A 15,735-nucleotide genomic window follows, 5' to 3' on the forward strand; every position below is an offset into this window, starting at 1 on the left:
CTCTGCGCGCTGCGCCGCACCATGCTACTTAGGGGGCGTCGGAGGGGTAGGCCGTGATGAGTTTGCCGTCACGAACCACCACTCGGATGTAGTCCTGCGTTTTCTCGACGCCGTTCTTGACGACCTTCCCGATGGGCTCGGGGAACTTGTAGAAGTAGACGCCGTCCTTGGTGCTGCCGTCGAGCGCGCGGCCGATCATGCTCTCGATCTTGCCCTTGTTCGTGGTGAAGAACTTGCTTTTCTCGGGGTTGAGCTTCCTGTTCACATGCCCCTTCCAGATGTGCTGCCACCGTCCCTTGGAGATCGGCACCTTGCAGGTGGCGTTGTGCACCAGTACGGGCGTCTGACCTGCGAGTACATAGTAGGTGTGCAGGCCCTTGACGGTGAGGTTGTAGGTACGGGCGTAGTCGTCGTAGTGACGGTTGGCCCGCACGACCGCGGTGCTGCCGTCGGGCTTACGCAGCGTCGAGCCCGGCCGGAGGTCACCCGCCTCCACCCACGTGCGGTCCTTCGGCGACCAGAACGGATGCTCCTGCGTGGCGGTGATCCGCCCCGTCCTGCCGTCCGCGACGACGGTGAGCTCGCTGAAGTGCTTGTCGTGCTCAGTGACGATGAGGCGGGAAACCTCGCGCCTCGCGGTGACCCCAGTCCTGGGGTCGGTGGCCATGACCGTGTCCCCGACGGTCACCTTCTCGATCTGCTTGGCCGAGTGGTCGCCCATCAGCACCTGGGTGCCAGCCGCGAAGCACAGGACGCAGTGCGACGCGATCTTCGCTACGCGTGAGGCCGCGGCCGCGTCGGAGACGCCCTTGATCCCCTTCGCGACGAGCTTGAGCTTGCCGGCGGGAAGGAAGGACAGCGCGGCCATGGCGCATTTGCCGAGGCTCGGATTCTTGGCGCAGTCGACAGCGTCGTTGATGCCGAGGACTTCCCAGACCGCTTCCTTCATGACGGGGTCGATCTCGGGAAAGACGAGTTCGGCGTCACCGTTCACCGCGGCGTAGGCACAGGGCGGAAGGCTGTCACGGTTGATCGGGATGTAGCACTTCGGCTTGCTGTTCTCCGCGGCCTTCTGCTGTGCCCTCTTCTCCGCTGCGACACGGCGCGCCTCGGCCTGTTCCGCCTCGCGCTTCCTGATGACCTCTTTCCAGGCCGCCGACGCGAGTGCGTCCGCTTCGGCCGCGCTCTTTCCGGCGTCCTGGGCCGAAGCACGTGCCTCGTCCGCGGCGACCTGCGCCGAGTAGGCCGAGTCGCGCGCGTACTGCGCGGAGAACTCGGCTTGGGCGGCTGATTCCTCGGCCTGATCCGCGCTCTGCTGGGCGCGGTTGGAGGCGTTGCGGGCCGTGACGGCCGATGTCCTGGCCTTCGCCGCGCTCGTCTCCGCGCTGTTGGCGGCCTTGTTCGCAGCGTCGGCATAGCCCTTGGCCTGTTCCGCGCTGGTCTTCGCGTCCTTGGCCGCCAGCTCTGCGGCTTCGGCGGCGTCGTTGGCGTCCGCGGCCGCCTTGGCGGCGATCGCCGCGTTGTAGCGCGCGGTCGCGGCCACGTTCTGGCCTTCGGCGAGCAGTCGTTCGACCTGGGCCACGTGTGTCGCGGCCAGTTGGTCCTTGCGGTCGGCCGTGAACTGGCCGCTGACGACGAAGTCGTGGACCTCGTCCGCCGAGCCGGCCAGGGCGATCTTGGCCGCGGACCGTACCTCGGGCCCGCCGCTGTTGTACAGCTGGGTGGCGATGACCCGCTCGTCGGTCTGCTGCGCCTCGTACTGGCCGGTGTTGAGGAATCCGACCAGCGCCTGGGCGCTGCCGTTCTCGAGGGCCTGCTTCCCGGCCTCCTTGACGCTGGGGCCTCCGTCGTTGACGAGGCTGGTGGCCTCCACCCGGTAGTCGGCTTCCGCGACCTGATGTTGCCCGGTCAGGTAGAAGTCGCGGATCTGCTGGTCGGTGCCGTCGAGGACGCCGGAGGCGGCGGTGCGCACCGACTCGTAGCTGCTCGCGGTCGACAGGTCGGTGACCTGCTGGCGCATCTCGTCGCTGACGGCCTGGTCCCAGCCGGTCCGCAGGAACTCGACGATGTCGGCGTCGGTGCCGGCCATGGCCATGGCCGCGGCGTCCTGCCGCCAGGCGCCGAAGTGCTCCATCACGCGCAGGAGGACGGGCCGTGCCTTGACGGCGATCGCGGACTCGCTCGCGCCGTCCTGCCCCGCCTCGTCGGCCAGGTCCTTGATGTCGTCCACGATCGCCTGACCGTCGACCACCGTCGCGGACAGTTCGGAGGTGAAGGTGTCCGCCATGGTCTTGCGGGACAGAGCGGCTTCCACCGCGGCGTTGGTGCGGGTGGTGAGGTCCTCGCTCTCGGCCTCACGGGCGAGGGCGAAGGTCTTCTCCGCGGTCTCGGCCGCCTCCGTGGCCGCGGCGGCGGAGTCCTTGGCGATGCCCGCCTGCTTGGTCGCCTCGGCCGCGGCACTGGCCGCTTCCCCTGCGTGGTCGGCTGCCTCGTTGGCTGCCTTCGCGGCGTTCTCGGCGTGCGTGGCGGCGGAGTTCGCCGCGTCGCGCGCGTCGGTGGCGGCGTTGGCCGCCTTGCGGGCCAGCGCCTCGGCGGCGTTGGCGGCCCGGTCGGCCTCGGCGGCGTGGCGGCGGGTCTCCGCCGCGGCGGCGCGGGCGTCTGCGGCGGATCCGCCGGCGGCCTCCGCGTAGTCGGCCGCCTGGTCGGCCGCGGCGGCTGCCGCGTCGGCGTTGCCCTTGGCGCTGCGGGACGCGGCGGCCGCACCCGCCGCGGCGAGCGAGGCCTTGCCAGCCTGCTCGGCCGCCTTCGCCGAGGTCCTGGCGAGAGCGGCGGCGGCGTTGGCGTCCGCAGCGCGGTCGCGGGCGTTCTGCGCCTGGTCCTTGTCCTTGCTGGCGGCGATCGCCGCGTTGGAGGCACGGGTGGCCGCCTCGGCCGCGGCTGCCGCGGCGTTCGCGGTCTGCGCCGCCGCGAGCGAGGCGCGGCGTGCGGAACGGGTGGCGGCGTTCGCGGCCCCGATGGCCTGCTGGGCCGCCGCGGCGGCGGCGCGGGACGCGTTGGCGGCCTGCTTGGCCTTCACAGCGGCGCGGCCGGCGTCGTTCTTGGCGGCGGCGGTCTCCCGTGCCGCCTTCTCGGCGGCCTCCTTGGCCAGGGCGGAGGCCGCGATCGCCTTGTCCGAGGCTTCTTGCGCCGCCTCGGTTGCGTCCTCGGCCTGCTTGCCCGCCCGCTGCGCCTGGGCGGTGAGCTGCGCGACGGTCGCGTGCTCCTGGTCGCGGTTGCGCGCGACGAACTGGCCGACCTCCAGGAACTCCCTGATGTCGTCCGGCGTGCCCGTCAGAGCGAGTTTGGCGGCGGCCTTCATGTTGGTGCCGCCGCTGTTGTAGAGCTTGGTGACCTCGACCCTGTCGTCGGTCTCCTGCTCCTTGTACTGGCCCACTTCCAGGAACTGCGTGACGTCGACGGCGGTGCCCTGCAGCGCCGCCTTGCCCGCTTCCTGCACGCTTGGGCCGCCGAAGTTGACGGCGCGGGTGGCCTCCACCCGCTGGTCCTGCTCCAGCGGTGCCTTCCAGCCGTCCTCCAGGAAGGCCTCGACGTCGGCGGGGGTGCCCGCCAGGGCCGTCTTGGCGGCCTGGCGCACGGCCGGGCCGCCCCGGTTCAGGAGGCGCGAGACGTCGACCCGGTCGTCCATCTGCTGGAGGACCGGCTGGTCGGCGAAGAACTGCTGGACGTCGGCGTCCGTGCCGAGAAGCGCCTGCTCGGCGGCTTCCTTCACACCGACGCCACCGGTCTCCCAGTAGTCGACGACCAGGCTTCGGTCCTGCTCTTCGGGGTCGAGCTCCAGCGCGGCGGCGCTCGGCAGTCCCAGGAGCCCGGCCGACAGCGTCACCGACAGCACGGTTGCGCAGGCGGCGCGGAGGCCGACACGACGCGGAACGGGCGGTCTTGCGCCCCTGTACGGCCACCCCACACGTATGGAGCGCGATGCGTGTTTCACCTAACGGTCCTTCACCGAGGAGTAAAAAGCGACACAAGCACCCCATCCAGACCTGCCGGCTCATACACACCCGTTCGCGATCGAAACGCGGTGATGTGCGCGAAAGCAAGTCTGAACGGGCCGTGCACACTTGCTGACCCGTCAGAGAAGCTCGCAGCACCAAGTGGCGCGGCATGCGGGGTACTTGGCCTGTAGCTTACATGTGCTTTACTTAAGCTATTCACAGCGCACACTTCGCCTTCACGCGCGCTTCGCACGCTTACTCCAGAGAGAACCTCATGGCCATACCCCCTGCCCGGAAGACACTGCTGGGCGCCACGACCGCCGCGCTCGTCCTCGGCCTCGGCGTCACCGCCTTCGCTCTTCCCCGCTCCGCGTCGACCTCCGCGACGACGACGGCCGGCGACATGCCGCGGACGGTGGAGGACTTCACCTACCCCGGCGCCGCCGAGCTGCAGCAGGACCGTGGCATCACCCTCAAGCGCGGCGACGGCCACATCTGGCTGACGAGCCCCACGTCCATCGCCGACTGCTCCGACGCGTCCAACATCGCGATCGAGTCCCGCAAGGGAATCTTCTGCTTCAAGACCAACGCCAAGTCCGGCTACCTGACGCTCGAACTGCCGGACACCTTCAGCATCTGGACGCAGGCCCACCCGGTGAAGGCCACCCTCACGGCCGAGGGCAAGGACACCGTCGTCAACGCGCCCGCCAACGACCTGACCCCCGTCGGCGAGACCGGCGACACCGGGATCCGTTCCGTCCTCGTCGAGATCCGCGTCACCGGCTGAACCGGCCGCGCTCGACCCCTCGTACGCCTGCCACCGTGCACGACTGAACCACCAGGAACCGTCAACGTGTCCCAGATACGCCCCCGCACCACCCTGACCGGCGGCCTTTTCGCCCTCGGCATGACGTCCCTCGTCCTGGCCGGCACCCCCGCCCAGGCGCTCACCGGTCCCGCCGCCTCCACTGAGGCCGCCGCGTTCACCGCGCGCATCGACATCGGCGCGGCCGGGCGCACCTGCTCCGGTGCCCTCGTCGACGCGCAGTGGCTGCTCACCTCGGCCAGCTGCTTCTTCGCCGACGCCGCCCCCGTCGCCGGAGCGCCGACCACGGCCGCCACCGCCACCATCGGGCGCACCGACCTGACCTCGACCGCCGGTGAGGTCCGCAAGATCACTCAGCTTGTGCCCCGCACCGACCGCGACCTCACGCTCGCGCGTCTGGCCGCCCCCGTCGACGTCACGCCGGTCCAGGTCGCCGATCAGGTGCCGGCCGCGGGCAGCACGGTGACGGTGACCGGGTACGGGCGCACCAAGGACGAGTGGTCGCCCATGAAGATGCACACCGGCTCCTTCACCGTGGGCACCACCACCGGCAGCAGCGATCTGCCGCTCGTGGGCAAGGACGGCGCGGCTGTCTGCGCGGGTGATGCCGGTGCCCCGGCCGTCACGACCGTCGGCGGCGCGACCCGGCTCGTGGGCGTCAACTCCCGTTCCTGGCAGGGCGGCTGCTGGGGCGCCGACACGGCGGAGACCCGTACGGACGCCCTCGACGTGCGCATCGACGACCTGAAGGCGTGGATCGAGGCCACCGCCGCCGCCCCCGCCGTCACCGACTTCAACGGCGACGGCGTCGAGGACGTCGCGATCGCCGACGCCAAGGCGAACGTCGGCGGCGACGCCGGGGCCGGCCTGGTGCGGACCGTGTACGGCGGCGGCAAGGGCACCGGGCAGATAGACCAGGACCTGGACTGGGTGTCCGGCGGAGCAGAGGCGAGCGACGGCTTCGGCTCGGCCCTGGCCACCGTCGACTACGACCAGGACGGCTACACCGACCTCGTGGTGTCCACCCCCGGTGAGGACCTCGACGGCGCCAAGGACGCCGGCATGGTCGACATCCTCTTCGGCGCGCCCGCCGGCCTCGGCACCGGCGCCGTGAAGGCCAAGCACCTGGAGCAGGGCGCGGGCACCGGCGCCATCCTCTCCTCGGCGTCCGAGGCCGGTGACCACATGGGTCAGTCCCTCGCCGCGGGCACCACGGCCAAGGGCCGTCCCTGGATCGTGATCGGCGTCCCCGGCGAATCCGTCGGCACCGAGGCCGAGGGCGGCATGGCCTTCTACGTCTACGACGACACCAGCCGCTCCCTGCACCAGGACCTGCCCACCAACGTGCCCGGCGAGGTCGAGGCCGGTGACAGGTTCGGCGCCGCCGTGGCCGGCGACGAGAACTTCTTCGCCATCGGCGCGCCGGGCGAGGCCGTCGGCACCGAGACCGACTCCGGCACCGTGGCCCTGTTCAGCCACACCCTGGACGCGGACGGCCGGCCCACCAGCATCGGCGGCATGGACCAGGACAACAGCGCCGTGACCGGTGCCGCGGAGAAGGGCGACGAGTTCGGCGCCGCCCTCGCCATGACCTCCTACCGCACCTCCGCCACCGCCGCCGCCAACACCTCGATGCTGGCGATCGGCTCGCCCGGCGAGACCACCACCGCCGGCGGCAAGGACCGGGCCGAGGCAGGTCGCGTCGTCCTCGTGCGCATCGATCCCGACAAGACCTGGAGCTACCTGCGTGAGCTGCGCCAGGGCGAGGCGGACGACACCGTCGTCGGCACCTCCGAGGCCGACGACCGGATGGGCGAGAGCCTGACCGCGATCAACACCGCCCCGCGCAAGGTGGCCACCGCGGCCACCCTGCTCGTCGCCGTCGGCACGCCCGGCGAGGCCATCGGCACCGAGGCCGCGGCCGGCGCGATCCACACCTTCTCGATGATCGGCGCGGCCGGTGACAACGACCTGTGGATCGAGGCCGGTGACGGCGACGGCATCCCCGGCACCCCCAAGGCCGGCCAGCGCCTGGGCGAGAGCATCCACTTCACCGGCACCCGCCTGTACGCAGGCATGCCGTACGGGCCCAGCTCCTACGGCGCCCTGCACGCCCTGCCGATCGGCAACGTCGTCTCCGGCGGCACCAGCGGAACGGTGACCACCTACCAGCCCGGCACCGGCGGCCTGCCTGCGGCCGGAACGGCCTTCGGCCACGCCGCGCGCTGATCCCACACGGCCGACGACCGGCGCTCACGCATCGTCGGCCGCACCGCCAAGGGGCTCCCGGAACACCCCGGGAGCCCCTTGGCCTGTTCAGCCCGTGGTCAAGCATCTGTAGCGGGTTCCGCCACAGGTCGCGGAGTGGATCGGTGTGCTGCTGCCCTGGCACGGCCCGGCCGGTGAGGACGGGCTCTTGGTCCTCGACCCCGACGGCGGACAGTTCTGCACCGGAACCGTCGACCTCCCCGAGGGCCGGCTCGCCCAAGCAGCGCGCTACGGCTGAGCCGTGCTCTGCGTCGCGGACGCCGGCGGGCTTGCCCCCCCGAGCCCACGATGCCGACGCCACCGCCAGAGCTCTGCATACCGCTGCACAGGCCGGGCAGCTGGCCAGAGCCCGCAATGCGGTCTGCGCTCCTCGGGCCTGCCCAGCCGCATTCCTGCGGCGTGGCCCGAGTGCCCGCAGCAGTACCGGCTGCGATCGAAACAGGAGGCAGCTTCCGGTGGACTCGGTCATCGCCGTTGCTCAGCAGACCAGCACCAGCATGTCTGACCCGCTGGTAGCTCCTGGTGCCTCCGTACTCCATGGCCAGTCGCTCGTGCAGCACCTCGGTCTTCATCATCTCTGCCCGTAGCATCGCGTCGATCAGCGGAGCGCCCTCGTCGACCACCCGCTTGCGCGGCTTACCACTCGCCATCCGGCGCGGATGCGCCGACGAGTCAGCAGACAGGTACTTGCTGACCATTCGCCAGTTCAGCCCAGTCTCCTTGGCGGCCTCCGACAGGCTCCTCGCCCCGGACCTCACCAAGCCGCGAAAGCACCGGAGTTCGAGTCCGCGCTGCGGGTCCAAGACCATGTCCCAGCCCTCTCTGCGGGAGACTGGAAGAGCCACTCCTTCGACAGTCCCACTCCTGGCGAAGCGAGGAGCGGCGTGATGGCGGCAAGGGCTCTCCTGGCCGATGAACTGTGCCCCGGCTTCGAGACGTTGATCTTGTCTCGAACAAGAGAGTGGGAGGGGCCGTGGGCCTCGGTGGGGAGACGTGGCAGCGACTGACCGCCGTGATGCTCGTCATGGCGGTGGCGGCCGGGTGCACGGGGCAGGGCGAAGGCGCGGGCAGCGGAAACGACGAAGACCTGATGCGGAACCACGACTGGACGCAGATGCCGGGCACCACCGAGCGGAACGACATCTTGCGGGTCAGCGCATTGGATCGGCGCATCGTGGAGCAGGACTCCTCCGGCGGCCGCATCGACCCGGAGACCTTCCGCAGCCATGTGCGGGACCTGGCGGAGCTCGGGGTGCAGGCGCGGGTGTCGGAGATGGACGTCCCCATAGGTGAGGACGAGGAGGACGGGCGGCAGATCCAGGCTGATGAGATGGCGGGCAAGCTGCGGGTCTGCCTGGAGGAGCCGGACTGCACATCGTTCTCCACATGGGGAGTCACCGACCGGTACGGTTCCACCGCCGACATCAAGATCTATCCTCCGCGCACGGCCGATTCCCTGCCATGGGACGTGGCCCTGCGGCCGAAGCTGGCGTACGAGCGCCTGCTCGAGGCCTTTGACGAGGCGTGAGAAATCAAGGTGCGATTTTTGACGGTAGTCCGTTGAATCAAGGTGGGGTAGAGAGATGAATGCCCTGACCTGCGGTGACGGCGGTGATGAGTTCTTGCAGTTCAGCGGGTGGGGGCGCTGTCGACCAGGCGTTTCACCAGGGCCGGTGGGACGGAACTGGTCCCCCTCTCTGGCCCGGGCTCGGGTACCGGCGATCCGCTCGGCGACCGCTGTGGCGGCGTCGCCGGGCCCGGCGGCAAGCGGTAGTTCCGGACCGGGTATCGCCAGGCCCCTCTCCGCTGCCACACCGACAAAGCGGCTCGTTCAAAGTCCCCCGGTGGCAGGAGCCGGCCCGGTTCCCCGGGCCCGCCTCTGCCCCGCCGGTATCGGTGAGAGCCCGGCTCGGACTGCCGGTTGGAGGAGCCGTGCCGGGCTCACCTGCGCTGTCTCCCCAAGGGGTGGCGCGCTCGCCTCCCTTCAACGCCCGGCCGAGAAGCAGGTCGCGCATGGTCCGCACCGCCCTCACAGGCCGCCCCGGCGGTGCACATGTCCCCTCCGCGATCACGCGCGCGGGCGAACACCGCCCGCCCACTCGAGTGACGGTGCCCAGCAAGGGCTGCCCGGCGTCGCCCGTCTGCACAATCTCGCCCTGACCGGATAGCTCACGCCGCAGAGGGTCAGCCCTCACGCGGAAGGCACGCCTGCCTTGTAGACAGCGTCGATCAGCGCCATCTTGCGAGGGTCATCCGCCATGTGTGTGCCCATGCGGTTCATGACGTAGCCGATGCTGATGCCTGCTTCGGGGTCGGCCAGCCCGAAGGAGCCGCCGAAGCCGTCGTGGCCGACGGCCCGCGGGTTGGGGCCGTAGGAGTTGCTTCGGCCGCTGAGCCAGAGACCGAGACCGATTTCGGTGTCGTGCTCGAAAGCGGCGCCCAGGACCAGGTCCTGGCAGCTGCCCTGGCCTTCGCGTACGCGTTCCGCGGCCTGCGGCGACAACACCTGCCGGCCGTCTGAGCGTCCCTGGCCGGTGAAGAGCCCGTACAGCGCGGCGACTCCTCGGGCCGTCCCATGGCCACCCGCGGCGGGAATCTCGGCAGCACGCCACTCAGGAGTGTTCGCGTCGGCGGCCCCGGCGAGCGGGTTGCCCAGGGCAGCGCGCGCAACCGGCCGCAACTGGTCGAAGACGGCCTCTTGTTCACTGCCGGCCGCGGCCGGCGAGTGGACCAGCTCGGCGACGTGCCGGGCTGCGTTCTCCGGAAGTCGGATGAAGAAGTCGATGCCGAGTGGTCCGGTGACCTCCTGATGCAGATACGTGGACGGAAGCTGTCCGGTGATGCGCCGGACGACCTCGCCCACCAGGAAACCGTAGGTCAGTGCGTGATAGCCGGAGCGGGTGCCCGGCTCCCACCAGGGTTCGGTGGCCGCGAGGCGTGCGGTGGTCAACTCCCAGTCGTACAGCTCGCTCAACGTATGCGGTTCGCGCAGGCCGGCCAGGCCCGCGCGGTGCGAGAGCAGATGGTGTACGCGTATGTTCTCCTTGCCTGCTGCGGCGAATTCGGGCCAGTAGGTGGCGACCGGCGCGTCCAGGTCGAGCAGACCCCGGTCGGCCAGCAGATGCGCGCACAGCGCCGTGGCAGCCTTGGTCGTCGACCACACGTTGACGAGGGTCTCCCGCTCCCATGGGCGGCTGCGCGCGGCGTCGGCCCAGCCGCCCCACAGGTCGACGACGGGCTCCCCGTCGAGCAGGACGGATACGGCGGCCCCCAGCTCACCGCGCTCGCGGAAGTTGTCCGCGAAAGCGGCGCGGACGCCTTCGAAACGTGTGTCGCAGTGCCCGTCGATCTGCGGTGTTGCCTGCTCCGCCATGGAACCTCCGGCTTCTCGGAACGAGTGCCCGACGTCGAAATACCCGGCTCTGCCTACACATACCGACTGGTCGGACTTGTTGGAACGGAACATACCGACAGATCAACTCGGCGGGAAGGGGCGTGCTCCTTGGCGCTGCGGAGGACTCCCTGTACTGGGTGATGCCAGCGCGATGCCGCCACAACTGGCCCCAGCTTGCCCGCACCGCGCCGTCCAAGCCGTCCACATCCAAGGCACGCAACCCGCGGAAGCGTAAGACAACGGCATTTGGCCTTGGGCGGACACGCAAATCCGCAGATCATGCACGCGGCACGCGGCACGCGGCACGCGGCACCGCCTCGTCGGGGACGACCGCGGCCCCGTCCTCATCCGTCTCCACCGGAGGCAGCATGACGGGACCGTAGGCCACGCGGCGGCTGCCGTAGAGCAACGAAACGAACCTGCGGGCCCTCAGTAGTGGACACGCTGATCACTGCCGCGCGCCGCTGATCGCCGCCCTGGACGACCGTGACCGGCAGATCTTCCAGCTTCGCTTCGTCGAGGAGCAGCCCCGGCTACAAGGCGCCGACCCTTGGGGCTGCTCGCAGATGCACGTTTTCCGCCTGCTCGGCCGCGTTCTGGCCAACCTCCGTGCCGGACTACTGGTCGCCGACTGCGCCGGTGGTGGTCACCAGGAGCCACCAGCCCCGCCGTCCGCGCCGTCACCGACCAGCGTTCCGCCTCCTCCGAAGCGACCGCCCAGGCGGTGCAGAGGTCGAGGACGCCCTTGTCGGTGGCCGCCTCGGCCTGCGCTGCTCCGGCTGTGGCGAGGTATCGGCGAAGCCCTCGACGCGCAGCCACAGCGCATTGCCTTGTGGTGTGCGTGAGAACAGTTCTTCGGCTGCTCCGGTCAGCACCAGGTCCGGCGCCCGCGAGGGCTGTGGCAGCCGGGAACGCCACCGTCCTCATGGCTCACGGGCGGCCCGCGCCGATCCCTGCGACGGCCGCACCGATCAGTCCGGCCAGGCGGAGGACCGGCACGGCGCTGCCGACCTTGTCGCCGACTGCGGCCGACCGGCCCCGACTCACCCCGCGCGGGCCCGTCCGACGGTGCGCTGCGGCGGGCGCCGCGGAGGTGCCTCGCTGGCTAGCGGGTCCGGAAGCGGCGGTGGAGGTTGCGGGCCACGTGTACGCCGGGACCGCCGAAGCCGACGATGTCGACGCGGCCGTCGCCGGTGATGTCGGTGAGGAAGCGGGGGTGGCGGTCGACCCGCCAGGCGCCCGCGTCGTCGCTGTATCCGAATCCGCGGCATACCAGTTGCGCTTGTTCGAACCGGCCGTCGCCGCGGTTGTGCGCTACCCAGACGCCCTCGTCGCCGAAGCCGACGATGTCAGGGTGGCCGTCGCCGGTGACGTCGGCGAGGAGGCGTGGGTGTCTGCTGCTCGACCAGCCCTGGGCGTCCCCGAAGTCGTTGAGGACGACGTGCGCGGACTCGAACGTGCCGTCCCCGCGCCCCCGGGCCACCACGACCCCCTGCGGGCCGAACCCGACGATGTCCACTGCCTCTCCGCTGACGGTGCCGAGCAGGAAGCGAGGGTGTTCGGTGGCCGAGCTCCAGCCCTGGGTGACCCCGAAGTCGTCGAGTACGTAGAGGGGTTCGGCGAAGGTGCCTTCCTCGTCCTGGAGGGAGATCCAGACGCCGTCGTCATGGCAGCCGATGAGGTCGAGCCTGCCGTCGCCGGTGGTGTCGGCGAGGAAGCGGGGATGTTCGTCGACCAGCCAGCCACCCGCCTCCTCGTGGTGGCCGAACGCCTTCAGGGCGGGCTCGTCGCCGAGCGGTGCGTACTTTCCTTCCTCGTCCTGGAGGGAGATCCAGACGCCGTCGTCATGGCAGCCGATGAGGTCGAGCCTGCCGTCGCCGGTGGTGTCGACGAGGAAGCGGGGGTGCTTGTCGGCCGACCACGTGCCGGCCTGGGGGCCGTGCCCGAACGCCTTGAGGACAAGGCCGCCGCCCGCGGGCGCGAACGTCCCGTCCTCGGCCTGGGAGGAGACCCGTACCCCCTCCGCGGAAAGCACGACGACGTCGGGTCGGCCGTCGCCCGTCGTGTCCGCGAAGGTCCACAGGTCCGCGGGCTTGGCGGAGGGCGCGGGTGGGTGCAGGACGCGCTCGTCACCGTCGAACATGCCATCGCCCCGGCCGGACGACGTCACGGCTCCCTTCGCGGGCTTGAGGCCGATGATGTCCTGCCGTCCCTTGCCCGTGGTGTCGGCGAGGAATCGTGCACCGACACCCGCCCACCCGCCCGGTTGTCCGCCGGGGAAGTGACAGGCCCCCACGGTGTTCCATCCGCCGGCGTCCGGGTCGCTGCCGAACCGGTCGAGGACCAGCAGCACCTCGCTGAAGGAGGGGGAGGCGTCGGGTGCCGGACGCAGGGCGGGGGAGCGGTCAAGGCGCCAGGATCGGCGGCCGTTCCAATGGCTCAGGGGCGTCCAGCGCAGCACCGGGTCGCTGGTGCGCTCGGGTTCGGCGGTCAGGAATCGCCAGCGCTGACTCAGGACGCTGTCGTCATAGGGACTCAGGATGATGCGGGTGTCGACCTCACCGGGGTCGGCGAGGTCGAGAACGACGTCACCGGAGATGTCCTCGATGAAGTAGAGGCCGACTTCGGCCTCGACCGGGACGACGTGCCACTGCTGGCTCTTCCTGCCCGTGGCGGCGTCCTGCTGGCGGATGCCGCGGTCCGCGGTGGCGGGGTTGTCGAGCACCTTGCCGTTGGCCGCGTTAAGGATCACGTAGGTTTTGTCGTCCTGCGGGGTGGGGACGGGGGTGAGTCGCCACTGTGCGGGGCTCGGTCCCTCGTCGGGGAAGTCGCGGACGACGAGTGTGCCGTCCGTGCTCGGCGCGGCTTTGGTGCCGAGGGGCTGTCCCGTGGCGGCGTTGACGATCGCCAGCTTCAGTTCGTGTGTGGGCACGGGCATCGTGATGCCTCTTCCAGGCGGCGCGGGCGTGGGCTCGGGAGGGGGCGGAGCGGCGGTGGCCGCGGATCACGTGAAGACGTGGTGGTAGGGCACGTTCCACTCGCTGGGCAGCCGCGGGTAGAAGGTGTTGATGACGGTCCCGGTGAAGTCCCCGCCCCAGTTGTAGGTGAGCCGCACTTCGCCGTCGGCCGTCACCGCATGGTCCTTGAACCCGAGGATGGCATCGGGGTGGGTGATCGGCACGAAGGTGATCCCGCCCCACGGCGTCACGGTGACGACCCACAGTTGGGTGTCCTCCAACGCACCGTTCTTTCCGCGCCACTTGTCGCCGACCTTGTCCGGCAGGCCGACCTGCACGGTGTCGGCCGTGCTCTTGGGGGCGTCCTGGTGGACGGTGATGCGCCTGCGCTGGGGCTTGGGCGTGCCGTCGTCACCGCGCCCCGCGTCGGGCTGACCCGCGCCCGTGGCGGCGGGCGGTGGCACCTGGCCTGCGGCGCTTTCGATGCAGTACAGCGGCCGCTGTCCGAAGAAGCCGGCGGGGGAGAGGTACCAGAGGTGGCCCTGGGCCTCCTTGGTGGCCGGGTCGAGTGCGGTCGCCAGTTTCACACCCTTGTCGTGGCTCTCCTGCTTGAGCTCTACGGGCCGCAGGTAGCCGCCGTTGAAGGCGTGGACGAGCATGACAGGCTTGTTCTCGACCAGTGCCGCCACGATCGCGTTGTCGTAGCTGTTCACCGCTACCGGGCCGCCGACCACCAGATTCGACATCGTCGTGCGCTCTTGCGTGTACATCGCGGAAACCTCACCTGTTCCTGGTGTGGGAAACAATGCGGGAGAACTGCGCGTCGCGGCGCTCAAGCACTGATTAAGCACGTGGCATAAATGCGCGGTCAATAGCTCTCGGCCGAAAGCGCCCCTAAAAACGAATGCGCGACCGAGGCAAATGCCATCAAAACCGGCGAGGTTCGAGGTACACCACCCTTTGGCGTGAATTGCGCAGAGGTGACGCGTGCTTCCTGGGGCTGGCGGTAATTCTTCGTCACTCGATTGAGCGTTGACCGTGAATGGGTCTTCTCGGCAAATAGAGCCCGTGCTAGCTTCGTTTCGGAACGTGTGCGCAGTCCGCCTGTTCCCGCATCGCCGTGCGGGATTTCGACCGGATAAGCCGAGGACAGACATTGCCTTCCAACGCGTACAACCTGGAACGGGCCAAGCGTCAGCCACTGACCAAGAAGAACTTGCGCGAACTTGGCATCGCGCAGGCTCCAGAGACCATTCTGGGCCACCCCAGTCTGGTTTTCGTCGACGACTACGGCGTGCATCACAGGCCCGTCGGATTTTCCGTGAACAAGTTGCGTTTCGGCGACTTCACCGGGAGGCCGGCGTTCGATCTGGGGTGGCTGGCCTACATGAACCTCGGGGAACCGCTGATCGAGGAGCGGCGCGACATTGCCCAGCCCCCGCCCGACACATTCTCCTCGCGTACCTACGTCAATCGCGGAAAGTCCGAGATGACCTTCACCGACTCGGTCGATTTCACCGTGTCGAACGGGGCCACCTGGTCACTCTCGGGAGACACCAAACTCACTTTCGGCGGCAATGTCAGCGCGCAGCTGCAACTGCAACTCCAGCTACAGCTGGGGCTGAATCTCCAGGCGCAGCTCCAGGCTCAGCTCAAGAACGAGATGACGAACAAGAACTCGAACACGATGACCAACAAGAACAGCAAGGACAGCGTGGGCGTGGACAACGCGAACGCCGTGGACATGGGTATGACCAACGGGATGACGAATACCGCGTCGGGCTCGGTGACGGGATCGACGGCGTTCACGACCACGGGCAGTGCATCGGGCACCGCCGGGCTCAACGCCGCGCTGGCGCAGGGGGTCGCGGCCTCCGTGGGCGGTTCTCTGAACACCAGCTGGGCCTCCAAATCACAGATCTCCGGAAAAGTCCCGCCGGGCTCTCGCGTGGAGACCCTCGTGACCCAGCGCCGGACCCGCAAGCAGTACACGTACGAGATCCCGGTGACCTTCTCCGGTCTGCTCGCGGTGGAGTACGCGGTGCCGGTGAAGGTGCTGTCGCCGCCGCAGCCCGGTGACTACCCCGGCCTCGAGCGGATGGTCGCCCGGGACATCAACGAGATCGGCCTGGCGGACGGCGGCTTCCGCATGAAGGGACTGGCCGAGGTCGTCTCCGCCCTGGAGGTCCACCACACGATGTTCGACGGCGAGAACCTGACCGACAGCGAGCGCGATCTGCACAAGGGGCCCTGACCGCGCGTGCCACTCCGCCACGGCTCCGCCACGACCAAAGG

Annotated in this window: 10 protein-coding genes; 6 read left to right on the forward strand and 4 right to left on the reverse strand. The window is 69.7% G+C overall.

Translation table 11 applies throughout. The features are described from left to right. Window positions 1-28: 28 nt before the first annotated feature. Complete coding sequence (locus ACH4RC_RS39600) at window positions 29-3,883, reverse strand: polymorphic toxin-type HINT domain-containing protein (RefSeq protein WP_398209448.1); 3,855 nt, start codon at window positions 3,881-3,883, stop codon at window positions 29-31. A 386-nt stretch (window positions 3,884-4,269) separates the two neighbouring features. Between ACH4RC_RS39600 and ACH4RC_RS39605 the strand changes: the two genes are divergently transcribed. From ACH4RC_RS39605 to ACH4RC_RS39620, 4 genes are all read left to right on the forward strand, one after another. Next, window positions 4,270-4,782, forward strand: a complete 513-nt coding sequence (locus tag ACH4RC_RS39605; RefSeq protein ID WP_398209450.1) for a hypothetical protein — start codon at window positions 4,270-4,272, stop codon at window positions 4,780-4,782. Between the two features lie 75 nt (window positions 4,783-4,857). Continuing rightward, a complete protein-coding gene (locus tag ACH4RC_RS39610; protein WP_398209483.1) occupies window positions 4,858-7,050 on the forward strand; it encodes a trypsin-like serine protease in 2,193 nt (730 codons plus the stop codon). A 145-nt stretch (window positions 7,051-7,195) separates the two neighbouring features. Continuing rightward, window positions 7,196-7,327 (forward strand): hypothetical protein, encoded by a 132-nt coding sequence (locus tag ACH4RC_RS39615; protein ID WP_398209452.1) that lies wholly within the window; start codon window positions 7,196-7,198, stop codon window positions 7,325-7,327. Between the two features lie 735 nt (window positions 7,328-8,062). Further along, the gene (locus tag ACH4RC_RS39620) at window positions 8,063-8,617 is read left to right on the forward strand and encodes an endo-1,4-beta-xylanase (RefSeq protein WP_398209454.1); all 555 of its coding nucleotides are present in this window, start codon (window positions 8,063-8,065) and stop codon (window positions 8,615-8,617) included. A gap of 663 nt (window positions 8,618-9,280) precedes the next feature. On the opposite strand, the gene ACH4RC_RS39625 is transcribed toward ACH4RC_RS39620, so the two are convergent. Next, the gene (locus tag ACH4RC_RS39625; protein ID WP_398209455.1) at window positions 9,281-10,462 is read right to left on the reverse strand and encodes a serine hydrolase domain-containing protein; all 1,182 of its coding nucleotides are present in this window, start codon (window positions 10,460-10,462) and stop codon (window positions 9,281-9,283) included. A 497-nt stretch (window positions 10,463-10,959) separates the two neighbouring features. Between ACH4RC_RS39625 and ACH4RC_RS39630 the strand changes: the two genes are divergently transcribed. After that, on the forward strand, window positions 10,960-11,328 hold the full coding sequence (locus tag ACH4RC_RS39630; RefSeq protein ID WP_398209485.1) for a hypothetical protein: 369 nt from the start codon (window positions 10,960-10,962) through the stop codon (window positions 11,326-11,328). 260 nt (window positions 11,329-11,588) lie between these two features. Here ACH4RC_RS39630 and ACH4RC_RS39635 read toward each other — a convergent pair whose 3' ends face one another. Continuing rightward, window positions 11,589-13,421, reverse strand: coding sequence for an FG-GAP-like repeat-containing protein (locus ACH4RC_RS39635; RefSeq protein WP_398209456.1), 1,833 nt, complete (start codon window positions 13,419-13,421; stop codon window positions 11,589-11,591). A 66-nt stretch (window positions 13,422-13,487) separates the two neighbouring features. Continuing rightward, entirely contained in the window at window positions 13,488-14,210 is a 723-nt protein-coding gene (locus ACH4RC_RS39640) for a hypothetical protein (protein WP_398209458.1), read from the reverse strand. Window positions 14,211-14,596: 386 nt separating this feature from the next. Between ACH4RC_RS39640 and ACH4RC_RS39645 the strand changes: the two genes are divergently transcribed. Further along, window positions 14,597-15,694 carry a hypothetical protein gene (locus ACH4RC_RS39645; RefSeq protein ID WP_398209487.1) on the forward strand — a complete coding sequence of 366 codons (1,098 nt, stop codon included), beginning with the start codon at window positions 14,597-14,599 and terminating at the stop codon, window positions 15,692-15,694. Window positions 15,695-15,735: the final 41 nt, after the last annotated feature.

The organism is Streptomyces sp. NPDC016845 (assembly GCF_044332585.1).
Taxonomy (GTDB): domain Bacteria; phylum Actinomycetota; class Actinomycetes; order Streptomycetales; family Streptomycetaceae; genus Streptomyces.

Bases quoted from the DNA above. Each gene is read 5' to 3' on its own strand.
- ACH4RC_RS39625 (WP_398209455.1), bottom strand. From the start codon at position 10,462: ATGGCGGAGCAGGCAACACCGCAGATCGACGGGCACTGCGACACACGT.
- ACH4RC_RS39635 (WP_398209456.1), bottom strand. From the start codon at position 13,421: ATGCCCGTGCCCACACACGAACTGAAGCTGGCGATCGTCAACGCCGCC.
- ACH4RC_RS39605 (WP_398209450.1), top strand. From the start codon at position 4,270: ATGGCCATACCCCCTGCCCGGAAGACACTGCTGGGCGCCACGACCGCC.
- ACH4RC_RS39640 (WP_398209458.1), bottom strand. From the start codon at position 14,210: ATGTACACGCAAGAGCGCACGACGATGTCGAATCTGGTGGTCGGCGGC.